Consider the following 16,422-nt stretch of genomic DNA (forward strand, 5'->3'; position numbering starts at 1 on the left):
CGCCGCCGGCTGGGCCGGCGGCGGTGGATCATTCGAAGAACAGGCGCGTTCCTCTATTCGGCCGCCTCCCTGAATGCCTCGGTTTCTTCGTCAGAGAGGTCATCTCCCATGCCGGCGGCGTCCTCTTCAGCCTCATCGGCGTCTGCCGGCGTCTCGCTCGACGATAACCATTGCGAAAGCTTCACGGCGTCCGGCGCGAAGAGCGCTGCGGGATGGACGAAGTGGCCTTCCTTGAAATGCTCAACGAGGGCAGCGCGCGTGTCCTTCACCCGCTGGCGCGGCAGGACTGGCGTCTCCTTGCACGACGCCTCGAGCGCTGTGCGCGACAGGCAGGAGAGGAAGTTCTCCGTGCCCATGTTCGGCAGGAAGGTGTCCGCGCCAATCACCTCGCCGGCGACGCGGGCGACGATGCCGCTATTGGTAGCGTTCTCCCGGCACGAGAATACGTCGACCAGCATGGTGCGCGCCGCGACACGAAGCGTGTCCATGTCGAAGGAGAGCTTGCCGGCGCCGTCGAACAGTGCCGCCGCGTTCTTCGCAAGCCGGCTGTGGCCGTAATAGGTCCCGCCGCTTCCCGTCGTCACGGACACGTTCTGGCCTGCGAAGGCGAGGATCAGGAGCGCCATCAGCGTGTCGTCCTCGATCGGCGTCCGGCCGAGCGCCTCGCGCAGCGCGTCGGTGCGGTAGTCGCCGATCATCTCGACGCCCTTGCGCGTCACGTCGGGACGTGGCTTCGAGACTTCGCCGACATCGTCCGGAGCGTTGTCAGAACCGGAGCCGGTCTTACCCTTCGGATTCTTCGCCGCAGGCATACGGTAGTGCACCGTCTGCACGCGGCCGTCGCGGTCGAGATACATCGCGGTGCAGTCCGACTTCGCCGGCTTGCCGTGGACGCGCTCGGCCTTCGGCGGCAGCTTCACCTCGCCGTAGTTGGTGGTCTCGGCGATAATGTCTTTCTTCGGCAGGTTGGCCGCCATCCACTCCTGCTGCGCGCCGAGGAACGCCTCGACGTCTGTGGTGTAGCGGCTGTCTTCGTCGGCGGGAGCGAAGAGATCCTCGACCCAATGAATGCCGTAGGCCTTCGCGAGGTCGTCGCCGAAGCTGGCGTGACGAGCAAACATCCGGGTCTTCTGCAACGCCTGTGCGACGCTCCACCACGAGACCTGCGGATCAGCCTTCGACGGCTTGTGCTTCTTCCAGACCTCCTTCTGCTCATCGAGCGAGGCGGCAGCGATCGTGCGGAGCTGGCGCTCGTCGGGCATGTCGCCCTTGGCCATGTGGTCGAGCATCGCTGGCAGCACGTTGGCCAGCAAACGAAGTTTCCTGATCTGACGCACCGGCAGCGCGAGCGCGACGCCGATCGCCTCCTCCGTCCAAGCGAGCGCGACCAGACGCTCGATTGCGCGCCACTGGTCGATCGGGTTCAGCGCCTCGCGGGCGATATTCTCGACCATCGAGCGCATGGCGCCGTTATCGTTCGCCGCCTCGTCGACGAGCACGTCGATCTCCTCGAGGCCGGCGGCGATCGCCTGCTTCACGCGGCGGTGGCCGGCATTGATGACGTAGCCGTTGCCGCCGCCTGTCTCAGGCGTGATGACTGGCGGCTGGACGATGCCGACGGCCTTGATCGTGGCGAGCAGTAGAGCGTCGGCCTGGGGAGTCGATTTCGTCTGGCGCATGCGCTCGGGGTTCTCCTTCAGCGCGCGCGGATCGACCTTGATCAGTTGCATGGGAAGGCTCCTTTTGGGGTTGCGGACCGGCGTCGCCGGCCCTTGCTCGTCTTCTTCCCGAAGACACCCCTGGGCCCTGCGGAGCGGACGGGCCGGTGCAACTGCGGCCGTGCATCCCTGGCCGGCAGGCCGAGCGGGGCAAAGCCCTGCGCAGGACGACGGGCAGGGATCGCGCAGGCGGCGGTTGAGCGCCAGCGTCGGCGGCCCGCCCGATCTGCGAGCGGGCCTTCTCCCTTCCTCTCTCCTCCCTTTTTTCATGCGGCCGCGGCCAGCTCACCAGAGCTTTCGCTGTCCTCCGCCAAGGCCTTCTCCACCTCGCCCAACTGCCGGCGCTTTTCGGCAAGCTCGCCGGCGAAGGCGAAGTCCCCGCCATCGCGGGACTCGTAAGACGCAAGCCGTCGGCGGGCGTCGGCGAGGCGCTGGCGATAGCGCTCCCGTTCGCCCTCGAACTCGGCCAGCGCGTGCTCAAGACGGGCGATTGCGCCGATCGGCGTGACCGTCACCGGCAACTCGATCTCGTACTCGGCGCCGGTTCGCTGCAGCATGGTGGTGTAGCGGTAGCCGTCGTGACCGATGCGCTCGCCGCTGTACGCGACGCCGAAGCCTCCGATCGAGGCGATGACGGTCTCGCCCTCGTACTGAAGCTGCACCAGCGTCAGGATCTCCTTCATCAGCGCGCGGCCAGCGAGCTTGCGCTCCGCGTAGGGCGTTCCGGTCACCGCCGCGGAGAAGGCGTCACCGGCGGTCGGGACACGACGCTTGATGTCCCGGCCGATCTCGCCGATGCGACGGCTGGAGAGCTCGATGTCGCACTCGGCCTCGCGCATCTGCCGCCGCACAGCGTGCTGGTGGTCGATGTGCGCAGCCCTCAGCCGTTCGAGCCGCGCGATGTCGGCTTCGAGGCCAGCTTTCTGCATCAAGCGCGGGTCACCCGACGCGATCGCCTTTGCCATGGCGAACTGGTTGGCCTGGCTCTCCCCCATGTCCTCGAGCCGGCGGATCGAGGTATCGCCGGAGAGCGCGGCGGCGATAAAGCGGGCCTTGCGCTCGTTGTTCTGCCACATCTGCGCATCGAGGCTGCCTTCGGTCCCATAGGCGAAGATGTCTATCTCATCGTGCTGGTTGCCCTGCCGCACGATGCGGCCCTCGCGCTGCTCGATCTGCGACGGAAGCCAGGGCACGTCGAGGTGGTGCAAAGCCTTCAGGCGAAGCTGCGCGTTGACGCCGGTGCCCATCGTATCAGACGAGCCGATCAGGAAGCGGACCTTGCCGGCGCGCACATCACCGAACAGGCGCTGCTTCGCCTCCGACTTCTTGTAATCCTGCATGAAGGCGATCTCGCCCGGTGGCACGCCGAGACGGACCAGCTCGTCGCGGATCCAGCGGTAGGCGGAGAAGCCGCGGCTCTTCTCGACGCTGATGGTGCCGAGATCGGAGAAGATCATCTGCGCGGCGCCGGGCAGCTCGAAGGGCTTGCCATCCGCGCGCGTGTAGCTGCTCTCGGCTGTCTCGCTCCAGATCCGGAAGGCGTTGCCGACGAGCAGATTCAGCTTGTTGTCGGCCTCGTTGTCGCCATCCGGATCAACCAGACGCAGGTCGATTGCAGCGTGGCGGCCGTCGGTGATGACCGAAAGCAGGATGTCATCGCCAGGCTCCGGTGCGCGGTCGCGCTCCTCGATCGCCTTGATGCGCTCGCCGAGCCGGGCCTGGTAGCCCTTGAACGCCGGCGATGGCTTCGCGGTAAGGATCTGCCGTTTGCCGGTCGAGACCGCCGGCACCTTTACGCACTGGCGTAGGTCATCCGGCATCACCACGTCCGCGAAGGAGCGGAACATAGCGATGAGCTCCGGCACGTTGACGAACGTGGCGAAGCGCGTCACGGGCTTGTACTTCCCGGAGGGCTGCAGCTCAAGTTCGGTCGTGACGTCGCCAAATGTGCTCGCCCAGGCGTCGAACTCGTGCAGGCCGCGCTCGACGAGCGCCTCGTAGCCGAGGTAGCGCTGGACCGAGAACATCTCGCCGAGCGTGTTGGTGATCGGCGTGCCAGAGGCGAGCACGAGCGCGCGGCCAGGGTTCTTCGTCTCGATGAAGCGGGATTTGACGTAGAGGTCCCAGGCGCGCTGCGAGCCGTTCGGATCCACGCCCTTCAGCGTCGACATATTGGTCGCGAAGGAAAGCTTCCTGAACTCCTGCGCCTCGTCGACGATGATCTGGTCGACGCCAATTTCGGAGATGGTCAGCAGGTCGTCCTTGCGGATCGAAAGCGATTCCAGGCGCTCCCGCAAGCCCTCCTTCAATCGCTCGAGGCGCTTGCGCGAGACGCGATCGTCACTTTCGACCTTGGTCAGCAGTGCTTCGTAGAGCTCGAGTTCGTCCTGGATCAGCTGCTGCTCGAACGCCGACGGCACCGCGATGAATCGGAACGCGCTGTGCGTGATGATGATCGCGTCCCAGGTTGCAGTTGCCGCGCGCGACAGGAAGCGGTGTCGCTTGTCCTTGATAAAATTGGTCTCGTCGGCGACGAGGATGCGGGCGTTCGGGTAGAGCGCCAGGAACTCGCGCGCGGCCTGCGCCAGGCAGTGCCCCGGAACGACCAGCATCACCTTGGCAACGAGGCCAAGCCGGCGCTGCTCCATGACGGCGGCGGCCATCGTCATGGTCTTGCCGGCGCCCACCGCGTGCGCCAGGTAGGTCGAGCCGGCCGAGATGATGCGCCAGATGCCGCGCTTCTGGTGCCCATAAAGAACGAAAGCGCCAGAGGCGCCCGGAAGCTTCAGGTGCGAGCCATCGAAAGCTCTCGGCGCAATGTTGTTGAAGCGGTCATTGTAGACGCGCGCAAGACGGTCCGTGCGATCGGGATCGGACCAGATCCAGCGCAGGAACGCGTCCTTGATCTTCGAGAGCTTCGTCTTTGCGGCTTCGGTGTCGACGACATTGAGGACGCGGCGCTCGCTGTCGCCATCCTTGACCGTGTCGAAGATCTGGGGGACGCGGCTGTTCAGCGCGTCGGCGAGAAGCTCGCCGGCGTGCCGGCGGTCGGTGCCCCACTCCGACGTGCCGGCCGCCATCCAGGCAAGCTGACGTGCCTCCACGGTCCACGATGCGAGCTCCGGCATGTGGTGGATTCTGATCTCGGCGTCCATGGTTTCCTTCACGAAGGCGACGACATCGGCGGCCGGAATCCACGGCGCGCCCAGACGCGCGGTGATGTCGGAGGGCTTAAGGTCTGCGGGCTGCACGCCTTGCAACGCCGTAAGGTTCGGCTCGTAGGAAGGGTCGAGCGCGGCAGCGGCCTCCGCAATCTTCAGCTTGTCCCGCACGTGGCCAGAGAGGTAGGCGTCGGCCGTCTGCCACGAGCCGTCAGCGGGGTCGCGAAAGATGGCGCTGCCGAGTTCGGCGACGACGTCGTCGCGGTCCCGGTGCAGCAGCTCGGCGATGTGGTCGATGTCGACGCGGCCGCGCTCGTTAAGGACGACGGCGAGCGCGTCTGCCGCGCTGGTGATTTCCGGGGCTGCCGGCGGCGCGATCACCCGCTCAGTGAAGATCGGCCCGGGCTTCGTGGTGTTGGTCTCGAGGTCGTAGTCCTCGATCGAGGCGACCAGCCAGCAGTCGGGGTCGTCGAGGAAGGGCTGGATGTTCAGCCGGCGGTGCGTTTCGCGCACCTCGCCGGTCTCCTCGTCCTCGGCGGTCGAGACCTTCGTGAAGTTGATCGGGCCGAAGTCCCGAACGAAGTTCGACCAGGCGATGCGCAGCCTGACCTGGGCGTCCTTCCACGGCCGGTCGAGCTCCTGCGCCTTCAACACCTCGCGCACGGCGTCGCGGACCGGAATCAGCTTCCGGATGATGCGCACGTGCTTTTCCGGGATGCCGTCGGCGCTGCGGCCCTTGCGCGCTTTCACCGCGACCGGGTCGCCGTCCAGGACCTGCATCAAGCCGTGGGCCTTGTCGAAGAAGTAGCTGCCCTCGCGCACGTGGCTATCAGCAGGCCACTCGGCGTCAGATGGACCGCCGGCTTCTTCCAGGTCGGGATCGATCACCTCCGGCTCGCCGTCGTAGACGGCTTCCGGAAGGAGGTCGATCGCGGCTTTGAGCATCGCTTCGAGATCCTCGTCCTCGCGCGGCAGGCATGTGTAGGCCTCGCCGAAAGGACCGGACGCGAGCGCGTGCGCGCCGAGCACGAAATCCGGGCGCTGCGCGAACCATCGGTTCACGCGGATCGCGCTCTCGTCTTCCGCCGCCAGCCGAACCTCGTCGAGGTCGAGCCACGACAGGTCGCCTTCCGCGTCGCCGATCTTGCGCTTGCGGAAGAACAGGATGTCGACGACGACGTCGGTGCCGGCGCTGGCGCGGAAGCCGCCCTCGGGCAGGCGAATGGCTGCGATCAGGTCGGCCGACTTCGCGATGTGCTGACGCGCCGATGCGTCCGCCTTGTCCATCGTGCCGGAGCTCGTGACGACGGCGGCGAGGGCGCCGGGCTTCAGGAGGTCGATTGCCCTTGCGATGAAATAGTCGTGCAGTCGAAGGCCCATCGACCTGTACAGGCGATCCGAGCGCACGGTCCGGTCCGAGAATGGCGGATTGCCGACGGCGAGGTCAAAACTCGCCGGCAGCTCGGTGCGCGCGAAATCGCCTGTGACGATCCGCGCCCGCGGCTGCAGCAGCCGGGCGATGCGCGCGGTGACGGGGTCGAGCTCGACGCCCGTGACGTGGGAGGTCGCGCGTAATTCGTCCGGCATCAGCGCCGGAAACAGCCCGGTGCCCATGCCCGGCTCGAGCACGCGGCCGCCGCGCCAGCCGAGGCGCTGCAGGCCCGACCAGATCGCGCGGACGATGAACTCAGGCGTGAAGTGGGCGTACTGGGTGCACCGCGCAAGCGAGGCGTAGCCGGCGTCGTCGACCGCGTCCTCAAGGTCGGCGCCGATCTCCCCCCAGCCCTGCGCGAACTCGGATTCACCCGGCTTGCGGAAGACGCCGTTGGCGAGCTCGGAAGCGCCGAAGCCCGTGAAGCGGATCAACTGCCGCTGCTCGTCCGGCAAGGCGGGCCGCTGCTCCGCCTCGATCTGCGCGGCGAGCCGGATGGCGGCAACACTGTCGCGGGCGCGCTGCTTCCAGCCCGTTGCCAGACCGCGCTCGCTGGCGAGGTGGACGTTGTCGCCGCGCATACGCGTCTTGGGCGCACAAGGCCGCACAGGTGCGAGCGCCGGCGCGGCGGCGGCCGGCGGCGGCGGGTCGCGGTCATGGTCGTCGCCGTCCAAGTCGGCGGCGAAGGCGGTGACGCCGAGGCCGAGGCCCGACGAGAGGGCGGTGATGCCGAAGAGGTCGATGGTGAAAGGGTCGTCCTGCGCCATTGGAAATGTCCTTCTGCTGGGCGCGCGCGACCGCGCCGCCGTCGCGAGCTGCGGCGGACGGCACGGCGTTGCGGGATTGACGAGAGAGCCGGCGGGAGCCCGGGTGCCGAATTGCGCAGCCCGGCGCAGGGCCGGGCTGTTCGCAGCTTGAGGAGAGCGGGTCCGGCTAGGCCGCGACCGCCTCCGGCAGGTGGCGGAGCTGCACCGGCAGTTTCGCTGCGATCTCCATTTCGGTGAGGTCATCCAGCAGCTTCAGCGCGGTGCCATGCTGGCCAGCGTAGACGAGCACGGTGCGGCGGCCGCGCACGGCGGCGGGCCAGCGCTCGCCGGCGTAGCCGCGATAGTCGTCATGCGTGCTCGACCAGATGTGCTCGAGCCGCTCTTCGCGCGTCATCGCGCGGACAGGACGCGACTCGCGCTCGATGATCGCGGCCTTCATCCGCTCCGGCGACGCTCTGTCCGACAGGTCGCAATAGCCATGGAACCAGCGCATCTGGCCGTCAATCGACAGGGACAGGAAAACGCTTGTCACGCTTGCCGTCATGAATTCGCGCATTGCGAACATGTCGCCTCGCATCCACAGTGGCGGCAGGATCTCGAGCGTGTAGTCATGCTCGGACTCAGCAATCTGGAACCACTCGCCGGCGAAGAAGTGTCCTGCCTCGCCCTCGGCCATGGCCGGATTGCCCCGATGGCGGTTGAACATACGGTGCATCTCGTGGCGCGTCGCGACGCCTTCGAAGATTTTGCGAATGGTGGGTAAGATGTGCATTGGCGGCTCCTCTTGGCCTGGCCGGACTGAAGCGCGAGCGATCCGCCTGATCTCCTCGTCACTTCAGTCCTTCATCACACCTCCTCGGCGGCCGCCTCACCGGTCCGGCGAGTCAAGGGCCGCGGAACGCGGGCGAAGCTCACCCTTGACGCGCCGGCCGGGCATGTGGCAGCGGTTTACCCCCTTCGTTCTTTCTCCCTCCTTATTTCGGACTTCCTGTCGCATCGCTCAGGGGCATAGCCCCGCCATTGCGATCATGCGGGAGCCTTCGCCGCGCCGCCCGCGAGTTCGCGCGTCGGGCGGGCCTCCGGCATCGATTGCTCAGCTGTTCTCCAGTCTCTTCGCCAACTCCATCAGATCCTCATTCCAGTCGCCGGCGCACGGTCGCAATCGCGCATACTGCCCGCTCGTGTCCGCGGCGATGGCACGAACGCGATCGGCGTAGATGTCACCCTGTCGATTGTTGTCGGTTGCTGCCACAAGCCGGGCGTTGGCGCGCTTGGCCAAGCTGCGGATGGCTTCCTCGGTCGCCGGCGACCAGCCACCTCCGGTGCTGACATAGAGGGTATCGGGGAGTCGGACCTCGATCGCGGCAAGGCTCATGGCATCGATGGCCGCCTCAGTGATGCAGATCCGCTCGGACCCGGGCGGTCCGAAGCGGAACAGATCCTTGGCGCCGTCACTGGCGAAGCCGCGCCATGCCGGCCCACGCTCCTCCCAGCCCGTGAGCGCTCCAGCAGAATCGCTATGTGCCGCCCACATGCTGCCTTTTGGCCCCTCACGCAAACGATCGCAGGCGACCGCCTGCTCCACGATTTCAGCCGGCAGCCCGCGTTCATCGGTGAGATAGCGCCAGGCTCGCGAGCCCGAGCGCGGCTTGAAGCGATGTCCCCACCGCTCAGCAATAGACTCAAGCACCTTCAGCCTTGCCGGACGCTGCCACGCCGGCGTGCTGGGGACGAAGCCAATCGTATCGGCAACACGGTCGCATGCGTCAGAGAAACCTACAGATCCAAGATGTCCGGCGAGAGAAAATACGTCCCCTTTCGCCGGCGACAACGGGTCGAACCAGCCGCGCCCTCCGTGGATGACAATGATGATATTGCTGTCGCGGCGATACTTGATCGCGCGTCGGGTGCTTTCCTTGACATCGACCTTCCAACCGTCCTTCTCCAGCAGGGCCGCGCAGCCGACCTTTTGGCGCAGCTCTTCGATTTCTCTCTTGTCCATTTGTCTGCACCGGACTCGCGCAAGGGAGTCCGCCTCCTTCTTCTGTTGGTCTCACTCGCTCCTAGACTTCCGGAACATCCCCGACCGGCCGCGAAGCCTGCCGATTGCAAGGGCGCGCTGACCAAGGGCCAGTCGTCGCATCGTCCGACGCGGCGAAGCCTCCCTTGCAGCCGGCATGGCGCCAGCGGCAGCCGGTCACCCGGCTCAATGAGCCGGGCTCCAGGGGTCGTACTCGTGAACGATGGCGTCTTGATCGCCGTCGTACTCGCTGGAGACCATCACGCTAAATTCGTTATCAGCCTGGAAGAGAATGACCGGCACCATGAGCGTGCGGGCCAGATCGAAGGCGTGGTTCTGAGCGAGAGTGAGATTGTGCGACATTGAAGGCTCCCGTCTTGCGGCGGGGACCATCCCCGCTCGACAGGCGCCGACGTGTTCGGGGGCGGCTGCGGTCACCTCGAGAGGCGAAGCCGGAGAGGTCGCACGCTTGCGTAGCGAACCCCTTGCGGGTTGATCGTGGAAGGCCGCACCAGAACCAAGGAAAGCCCATTCGAGAGCGGGGTTGGTACTTCACCGGGAGCATGAGCCAAAACGCACATAGTTGGTCCCGCGGATAACCCAAGCGCAGGCTGCTTCGCGAATTGTTCATTCAAAGTATTGAAGGTCGTCGGCATCGCGCGCACACATGGATTAGATTCCGTGCCTATTACCTGAGTTTTTCGGATTGGGCCAAAGACGAGAGCTGCGCGATCGTCCGGAATTGAGAGAGCATAGCCGGGTTATTTTTTGGCATACTTTCGAGCCGCCTGCAGGCCCTTCGCCAGGGCTTGATTTCTCAGGGCAAGGATCGGTGCCGCCAGCAACTCGGCGCAGGGGCCTACCGCGCTCGAGGGGCGAGGGCCGAGCATGGAGACCGTCTTGTGTTCACTTTTGGACCTTTCTAAGGGAACCGATCCTTGTGTTTCGAGTCATCCCGCAGGCAATGAAGCCCAGGAGCTGGTGCTTGGATCAACCCCTTCCCATTCTGGTGGTCGAAGACGACCATTTGGTCCAAGAGATCGTCAAAGACGCTCTCATCGAAGGCGGCTTCGAAGTTGTGATCGCTTCCTCCGGCGAGCAGGCAATGAGTTCGCTCGATGCGAGCAAGCCCAAATACCGCGCCCTGGTAACTGACATCAAATTGGGTGGGAAGATCGAGGGTTGGGAAATCGCGAAGCGTGCCAGAGAAATCGATCCGGCGCTTCCGGTCGTCTACATGACCGGCGACAGCGCGGACAATTGGGCTGCCAACGGCGTCCCCAACAGCATTCTTCTGACCAAACCCTTCGCGCCGGCGCAGCTCATCACCGCCGTTTCCCAGCTTCTCAACACCGGCACGTCCACCACTTAGGGGCGCCTTAACGCCTGTCGCCCAAACCGATCGCTCGTTATGAGAGAGAGGTGTCGAGTGGCACGTCGAGTTGAATTGTAGCGCCCTTTGGTTCGGTCGCGGACACAGTGATACGCGCGTCAAGCTGGCCGACGAGGCTCTTGATCACCTTGAAGCCAAGGCTCGCGCGAGGCTGGTCAAAGTCGAAATCTTTCGGGAGTCCGATGCCTTGATCGGATACCTCGACATGAAGGTCTTGGCCGCGCTGTTCCCCGGAGACGCGGACCTCGCCCGAACCCGAAGGGTAAGCATGCTTGGCAGCGTTGGTCACAAGCTCATTAATAAGGAGTCCGAGCGGTATCGCCTTGTCGGCTGAGACCATCAGATGGGCGAACTTGCAGCTTACGTTGTGGCCTGGCGAGGTTTCCTGCAGCTTGTGGCAGAGCTCGCCAGCGAAGTCGGCGATGTCAACAAAGCCGATCTGGTTGCTTCGCCAGAGATGGTCATGCACCTGCGCTATCGTCGTGATGCGCGAAGCAGCGTCGCTGAGCGCGTTTTGAACGTCCTTCTGCGCGTTGTGGCCCTGCACGCGCAACAGCCCGACGACGGACGCCAAGCTGTTCTTGACGCGATGGCTCATCTCGCGCGTCAGCATGGCCTGATACTCCAGGGAATCGCGGAGTTGGGCGTCGGCATGTTGCCGCTCGATGGCGATGCCGAGCAATCCGGCGAAACCCGCAAGGAAATCAGCATCGGCAAGGTCGAACTGGCCTGCATCGGGACTGTCGACTTCGAGTACGCCGAACGGCAGATGGCCTTCGCCGCCTCGCGCGATCAGGACGTTAATAGCCCGTTTGACGCCATGGTCCGCCAACAATCTCGGCGTGCGGAACCGGGTTTCTTCCTGAAGGTGGTTCGAGATCACGATTTGCCCGGTATGGAACGCGTACCCCGCTGGCGATTCCATATCGATCCCAAGAGAGACGTTGCCTATCGTTTCCGGCGCCCACCCGACGCCTGCACACACCAGCAGCCGTTTTTCGTCCGGCATATATTTCAGGACCTTCGCAAACGGAGCATCGAGACCTTGCGCGCACAGTTCGGTGGCACGCTGGAGGATCTGTGTGATGTCGCGGGTCTGCAGGGCGGAACGTCCGAATTCGCCCAGCAGGGACTGCTGCCGCAAACGGTACGGAAGCTCCTCTCTCGACCTCGCGGTCGATGCCGCCGGAGAGGATACCGACTCCTTTCCCGGTGAGATGGACATAATTTGCCAGTCCTTATTGCCGATCTCGACCAAGGTCGAGCGCCTGGACCCTAGCATGCCCAGGTTTGGCGGACACAGGAATCCGGCGGGAGCGTTGCAAGTCGCCGCCCCCGGGCTCGTTAGCGCTGGAAAATCAACCCGAACAAGGGTGGGAGAGTCGGAAACCCACGTCGAGAAGCAAAATCGTCAAGTGCCGAACATCTCCAGGCTCAAGCATGCCTTCGAGTTAGGTTCTTGCATATCGGACTCACCGTTGTGGCCGAATAGATGAACGGCACGACAACGACGGCTCGCGCTCAGCGTCGCTCTATTTAAGGCTTCCGGTCGGGTGCCACGAACGGATTGGTCTCTGCACCCTCTCGACTATTTTTCTCGAAACAAGCTTCGAGACGCTCAAACGCTGCAGAACTGCCGTCCAGCGGGATACGCAGCGTAGCGCCCTCTCCGCGGACATCTAGAACGTTAGCGGATCGAAGTTTTCCGTTAAACGGACGATCGGCAAGCGCGACCGTCACACCCTTCGTTTCAGCGAGGGCTTTGGCTTCAACGGACTGCGAACCCGCGACCAAGCGGACGGGGTAGGCTTTACCCCGATCGAGCTTCCATTTCGGGGAATCCAGAAGAAGCAGAAGCCCGTCTTGAGTCCGCGTAAAGCTGATGCCGAGGCCGCCTGTTGAACGATTCATGACACAGGAATCGAACTTGTCGGCCTTGTAACTCGTCGCAATTTCCCACGAGCCAACGGTCACGGTCTGGCTGTTCTGGGATTGAGCGACGGACGACGAAGTTGGACAGATGGAAATTACCAGAAGTGAAAGTGCAAGCACCGTGCGCATGGCTTACCCTCCATTTTACGGGTCCTGGATCTTTGCGTTCGTCCGAAGCGAAGGGAAAAGGCCTTCTAGCAACATCATTGTTTTGACCATAACCGAATGCCAAATCTTTGAAGCGCGGCCAGGAGTTCCTTAGGAACAAATGGCTTTGACAGAACCGTCAATCGGTCATCCTGTGCAAACCGACTACGAACGTTATCGTCGGCATAACCGGTCGCAAGGACAATGGGCAGGTCAGGCCGGACTGCGCGAATATCTGCGATCAATTCATCGCCGCGCCGATCAGGCAATCCGAGGTCGATAATAGCGCCGGCAAGCTCGTCCTGCTCAGCGCGAAATTTGGCCCATCCCTCTGAGGCGCTGGCGGCTTCGATGGAAACGCATCCGGCGTCAGCGAGAGTGTCTGCGACAAACATTTGGAGCAGAAACTCATCCTCAACCACGAGAATTCGAGTTTCTCCCCGCTCTTTATGACGATCTAGCAATTCCCGAATTCGCGTTGCGAGTGCGGAGTAGGAGAAGGGCTTGCTGAGCAATTCGATCTGGGCATCGAGCCTGCCCTCGTGGACCAAGGCGCCGGCGGCATAAGCCGTCGTCATTAATATTTGAATGGAGGCGTGGATCGCCCGAGCGCGTTCCGCCAACACGCGTCCATCCATTCCACCCGGCAGTCCAAGGTCGGTAAACATCAGGCAAATGTCGTTCTCACGCCTAAGAATATCCAACGCGGACGCGCCATCGATGGCTTCGAACACCCGATAGCCCAGTTCCCGCAGGCTGTTGGCCGCGTAGTTACGAACGTCCGCCTCGTCCTCAACGACAAGGATCGTCTCGCTTTGTTTGCCGAGCGGCACAGCAATTGCTTGGGGCTCGGCAATAGGGGTCCAGGTGGGAACAGCCGCATCTAGGACCTTCGGCAGATAAAGTTTGGCTGACGTGCCGATACCCGGTTCGCTGTAAAGCTTCACGTGGCCGCCGCTCTGTTTGATGAATCCGTAAACCTGGCTCAGCCCCAAACCTGTTCCGCGTCCACCGGTCTTTGTCGTGAAGAACGGCTCAAAGACCTGCTGGAGCACATCGGGCGTCATGCCCATTCCCGTGTCTGTAACGGTGATGAGAACGTAAGATCCTCTGCTGACATCGATATCGCTCGTTGCGTACGCAGCATCGATCTCGACATTGTCCGTCTCGATCACAAGTTGCCCGCCCGATGGCATCGCATCTCGCGCGTTGACCGCAAGATTCAGAATTGCCGCTTCGAGTTCGGTCGGATCGATTTCAACGCTCCAGGCGTCTTCGACCAATCTGGTCCGCACGACGATCTGCTCGCCCAGCGTACGTTGAAGTAAATCGGACATCCCAGAAACAAGAAGGTTGACGTCAAGCAACTGAGGTTCGAGCGGTTTCCGCCGCGCAAAAGCCAGCAACTTCTCCGTGAGCTTTGCCGCCTGTCGCGCGCCGCGGCTGGCGTTTTCGAGCGCGCGTGACAAGGCAGGATCGGTGATGGCGCATCGGCGCTGAACGCTTTCCAGATTGCCAAGCACGACAGTCAGCAGATTATTGAAATCGTGCGCTATCCCAGCCGTCAGCTGTCCGACCGCCTCCATTTTTGCCGAATGCCTCAGACGTTCCTCGGCTGCCTTGCGGGCCGAGACATCTCGAAGGCTTGCAAGGCGGACAGGCTGACGATCCCAGGTTGTTTCGACGATCCGAATTTCTGCGTCAATTTGATCGCCATCCGGCTTGTGAATAGCGATCTCGGCCGTGTCTCCGGCGATAAACGGTATTCCGATCGGACTCCCGATTAATAGCTCGGCGTGCCGCCCGAAAATCTCCTCGGCAGCGGGGTTGGCAAACAAGACATTCCCGCCCTCGTCAATGACAATAATCCCATCGGCATTCTTCTCGACGAGGAATCTGATCTCGGCTTGATCGATGCCGCTACGAGACTTGGCATCCGCACTATTCATGGTACCGACCTTGCCGTGGGTTCACCGCTTCATTGTCCAACGTCATCATTGGTGAACACATTTGGCACGTCTTTGAAGGTTTCGCCAAAGTGCATACCGGCACCGTCGATTGTGAACTTCCGAATTTCCTTGGCATGTTCGCTGCCACGCATCTTCAGCACCATAAGACCTCGATGCATGGTGTTCTGCTCCTGGATGTAGCGCAGCAAGATGATGGAATCAGTCAACGTCGAAATGTGTTGCTCGCTGACGCTCTCGCCGCCGATGAGGGATTTGCTGGTGGCGGTGCAAAGCCCGGCGATTTCGCGCTTCTTGATGAAGGAGGTGAGGCTGATCAGAAATTCGCGGAACCCGGTATCTGGAGCGATCCGTTCCAATGCCGACAGGCTGTCCACGGCGATTCGGTTCGGCTGGAATTCATCGACCAGGCTCTGGATCGTAAGCAGATGATCGGGCAGCCCCTGAGCCTCGGGATAAAGACAGACGATTTTGAGCTTTCCCGCGGCTTCCATCTGGGCAAAATCGGCGCCCCAGCCGCTCGCGTTGCGGAAGAGCTGGCCTTTGCTTTCCTCGTATCCAAACAGAATGGCTTTCTCTCCGGCTGTTACGCCCCCGGCGAGAAAATTGGTGACGAGCAGGGTCTTGCCGGTGCCAGTGGCCCCGCTCACTAGGGTCACGCTATCGCGAAAAAGCCCGCCCCCGCACATTTTGTCGATTTCAGAATTTCCGCTTGTGACACGCACCGTGCTCGATTGCTGTTCGAGACGAAGCGAGGAAAGCGGGACGGCGACGACGCCTTGGTTCGCCAGCAGGGTGAAGGGTGCCTCACCCTCGGCGTGGTGGCTCCCGCGCATCTTGAGGACTTCGATGGTGCGGCGACGCTTTTCTCGATGAAGCACGTTGCGCAAGATGACAACGTTATCAGCAACGAATTCTTCCAAGCGATGTCGAGTGATCTCTCCATACTCACTGTTACGTTCCGCCGTCATAAGCACGGTGAGGCCGGTCTTTTTGAGGGCGCTGCTAATATGAAACAGCTCGCGGCGAAGGATCTTCGGGTCGCCAATAAAATGGTCAAAAAGTTGAGTAAGCGAATCGAGAACGACACGCTTGGCATTGACCGTCTTGACCGCGTGCTGAATGCGTGAAAGCAGACCAACCAAATCGAAATCGCCGATAATCAGTTCGTCGCTTGCTGGTGGGCTGGCGTCCACAAACCCCAAGCGGCCTTCCTTACGCCATTTCGCGAGTTCCCAGCCAAATCCCAGCATATTGGCTTCAATATCCGCCGGAGGCTCCTCAAACGTTACAAGCACGCCATTCTCACCAAACGTGGTAATTCCGTGAGCGAGAAATTGCGTGGCAAAGACTGTCTTGCCGCTCCCGGGCGTGCCGCCAACCACGGTGGTTCGGGCGCGAGGCAATCCGCCCATGACCAGTTCATCGAAGGCCTGAACGCCGGTCTGCACCCGATCCAGCACGGCAGCAACGTCGACATCCTCGGTGGTCATGCTTTTTTTCCTTCAGATTCGATACCGAGAAAATCGAGCACTCTCTCCACGTCGCTGAGATCACCGATTATCCGCCGCGGGCGAACAGGGTGTTCAAAAGCGAGGGTCGGTGTGGCGATGATCGCAGCTTGCTCGGCTAGTTCTGGATTCTTGAGCACATCGACAATTTCGACTTCCAGCTCGTTGTGCGACTTTGCGACGTCTCGCAGGCGCCGCAAATTCTGCTCCGCTCGGCGAGAGGTCGCTGACGGTCCGGCGATGTAGAGTCGAAGCACGAGGTTGGTCACGTCGGAATCGCCTTCTTGGCGCTGAAAACATCGGGCGTCGCCGATGAAGCCGCAGCGGACCTCGCACCGCGCGTGCGGACCATGGCGGCACTTCCGAATGCCACC

Annotated in this window: 11 protein-coding genes; 1 reads left to right on the top strand and 10 read right to left on the bottom strand. The window is 62.8% G+C overall.

Translation table 11 applies throughout. The features are described 5' to 3' along the window. Window positions 1–53 precede the first annotated feature (53 nt). The 5 genes from ABIA90_RS42720 to ABIA90_RS42740 all read right to left on the bottom strand — a co-directional run bounded on the left by ABIA90_RS42720 (window position 54) and on the right by ABIA90_RS42740 (window position 9,461). On the bottom strand, window positions 54–1,730 hold the full coding sequence (locus ABIA90_RS42720) for a ParB/RepB/Spo0J family partition protein (RefSeq protein WP_354121928.1): 1,677 nt from the start codon (window positions 1,728–1,730) through the stop codon (window positions 54–56). Window positions 1,731–1,984: 254 nt separating this feature from the next. Further along, window positions 1,985–7,078: a helicase-like domain-containing protein gene (locus tag ABIA90_RS42725; RefSeq protein ID WP_354121927.1), complete on the bottom strand. Its 5,094-nt coding sequence runs from the start codon at window positions 7,076–7,078 to the stop codon at window positions 1,985–1,987. Between the two features lie 166 nt (window positions 7,079–7,244). After that, complete coding sequence (locus ABIA90_RS42730; RefSeq protein ID WP_354121926.1) at window positions 7,245–7,850, bottom strand: DUF1419 domain-containing protein; 606 nt, start codon at window positions 7,848–7,850, stop codon at window positions 7,245–7,247. A 321-nt stretch (window positions 7,851–8,171) separates the two neighbouring features. Continuing rightward, window positions 8,172–9,080 (bottom strand): DUF3991 and toprim domain-containing protein, encoded by a 909-nt coding sequence (locus ABIA90_RS42735; RefSeq protein WP_354121925.1) that lies wholly within the window; start codon window positions 9,078–9,080, stop codon window positions 8,172–8,174. A gap of 204 nt (window positions 9,081–9,284) precedes the next feature. Next, window positions 9,285–9,461, bottom strand: coding sequence for a hypothetical protein (locus ABIA90_RS42740; protein WP_354121924.1), 177 nt, complete (start codon window positions 9,459–9,461; stop codon window positions 9,285–9,287). 622 nt (window positions 9,462–10,083) lie between these two features. On the opposite strand from ABIA90_RS42740, the gene ABIA90_RS42745 reads away from it, so the two are divergent. After that, window positions 10,084–10,470, top strand: coding sequence for a response regulator (locus ABIA90_RS42745; protein ID WP_354116204.1), 387 nt, complete (start codon window positions 10,084–10,086; stop codon window positions 10,468–10,470). Between the two features lie 37 nt (window positions 10,471–10,507). Here the strand turns inward: ABIA90_RS42745 and ABIA90_RS42750 are convergent, their stop codons facing one another. The 5 genes from ABIA90_RS42750 to ABIA90_RS42770 form a co-directional block, all read right to left on the bottom strand. Continuing rightward, complete coding sequence (locus ABIA90_RS42750) at window positions 10,508–11,716, bottom strand: sensor histidine kinase (protein ID WP_354121990.1); 1,209 nt, start codon at window positions 11,714–11,716, stop codon at window positions 10,508–10,510. A gap of 311 nt (window positions 11,717–12,027) precedes the next feature. Continuing rightward, window positions 12,028–12,552, bottom strand: coding sequence for a hypothetical protein (locus ABIA90_RS42755; protein ID WP_354116205.1), 525 nt, complete (start codon window positions 12,550–12,552; stop codon window positions 12,028–12,030). A 74-nt stretch (window positions 12,553–12,626) separates the two neighbouring features. Beyond that, window positions 12,627–14,519, bottom strand: coding sequence for a response regulator (locus ABIA90_RS42760; protein ID WP_354121923.1), 1,893 nt, complete (start codon window positions 14,517–14,519; stop codon window positions 12,627–12,629). Window positions 14,520–14,548: 29 nt separating this feature from the next. Further along, window positions 14,549–16,030: a circadian clock protein KaiC gene (gene kaiC / locus ABIA90_RS42765; protein WP_354116207.1), complete on the bottom strand. Its 1,482-nt coding sequence runs from the start codon at window positions 16,028–16,030 to the stop codon at window positions 14,549–14,551. Continuing rightward, complete coding sequence (locus ABIA90_RS42770) at window positions 16,027–16,317, bottom strand: circadian clock KaiB family protein (RefSeq protein WP_354116208.1); 291 nt, start codon at window positions 16,315–16,317, stop codon at window positions 16,027–16,029. The genes kaiC and ABIA90_RS42770 overlap by 4 nt, the downstream gene beginning before the upstream one ends. Window positions 16,318–16,422 lie beyond the last annotated feature (105 nt).

Source organism: Bradyrhizobium sp. LA6.8 (assembly GCF_040547935.1).
Classification (GTDB): Bacteria; Pseudomonadota; Alphaproteobacteria; order Rhizobiales; family Xanthobacteraceae; genus Bradyrhizobium; species Bradyrhizobium barranii.

Bases quoted from the DNA above. Each gene is read 5' to 3' on its own strand.
- ABIA90_RS42720 (WP_354121928.1), bottom strand. From the start codon at position 1,730: ATGCAACTGATCAAGGTCGATCCGCGCGCGCTGAAGGAGAACCCCGAG.
- ABIA90_RS42725 (WP_354121927.1), bottom strand. From the start codon at position 7,078: ATGGCGCAGGACGACCCTTTCACCATCGACCTCTTCGGCATCACCGCC.
- ABIA90_RS42730 (WP_354121926.1), bottom strand. From the start codon at position 7,850: ATGCACATCTTACCCACCATTCGCAAAATCTTCGAAGGCGTCGCGACG.
- ABIA90_RS42735 (WP_354121925.1), bottom strand. From the start codon at position 9,080: ATGGACAAGAGAGAAATCGAAGAGCTGCGCCAAAAGGTCGGCTGCGCG.
- ABIA90_RS42740 (WP_354121924.1), bottom strand. From the start codon at position 9,461: ATGTCGCACAATCTCACTCTCGCTCAGAACCACGCCTTCGATCTGGCC.
- ABIA90_RS42750 (WP_354121990.1), bottom strand. From the start codon at position 11,716: ATGTCCATCTCACCGGGAAAGGAGTCGGTATCCTCTCCGGCGGCATCG.
- ABIA90_RS42755 (WP_354116205.1), bottom strand. From the start codon at position 12,552: ATGCGCACGGTGCTTGCACTTTCACTTCTGGTAATTTCCATCTGTCCA.
- ABIA90_RS42760 (WP_354121923.1), bottom strand. From the start codon at position 14,519: ATGAATAGTGCGGATGCCAAGTCTCGTAGCGGCATCGATCAAGCCGAG.
- kaiC (WP_354116207.1), bottom strand. From the start codon at position 16,030: ATGACCACCGAGGATGTCGACGTTGCTGCCGTGCTGGATCGGGTGCAG.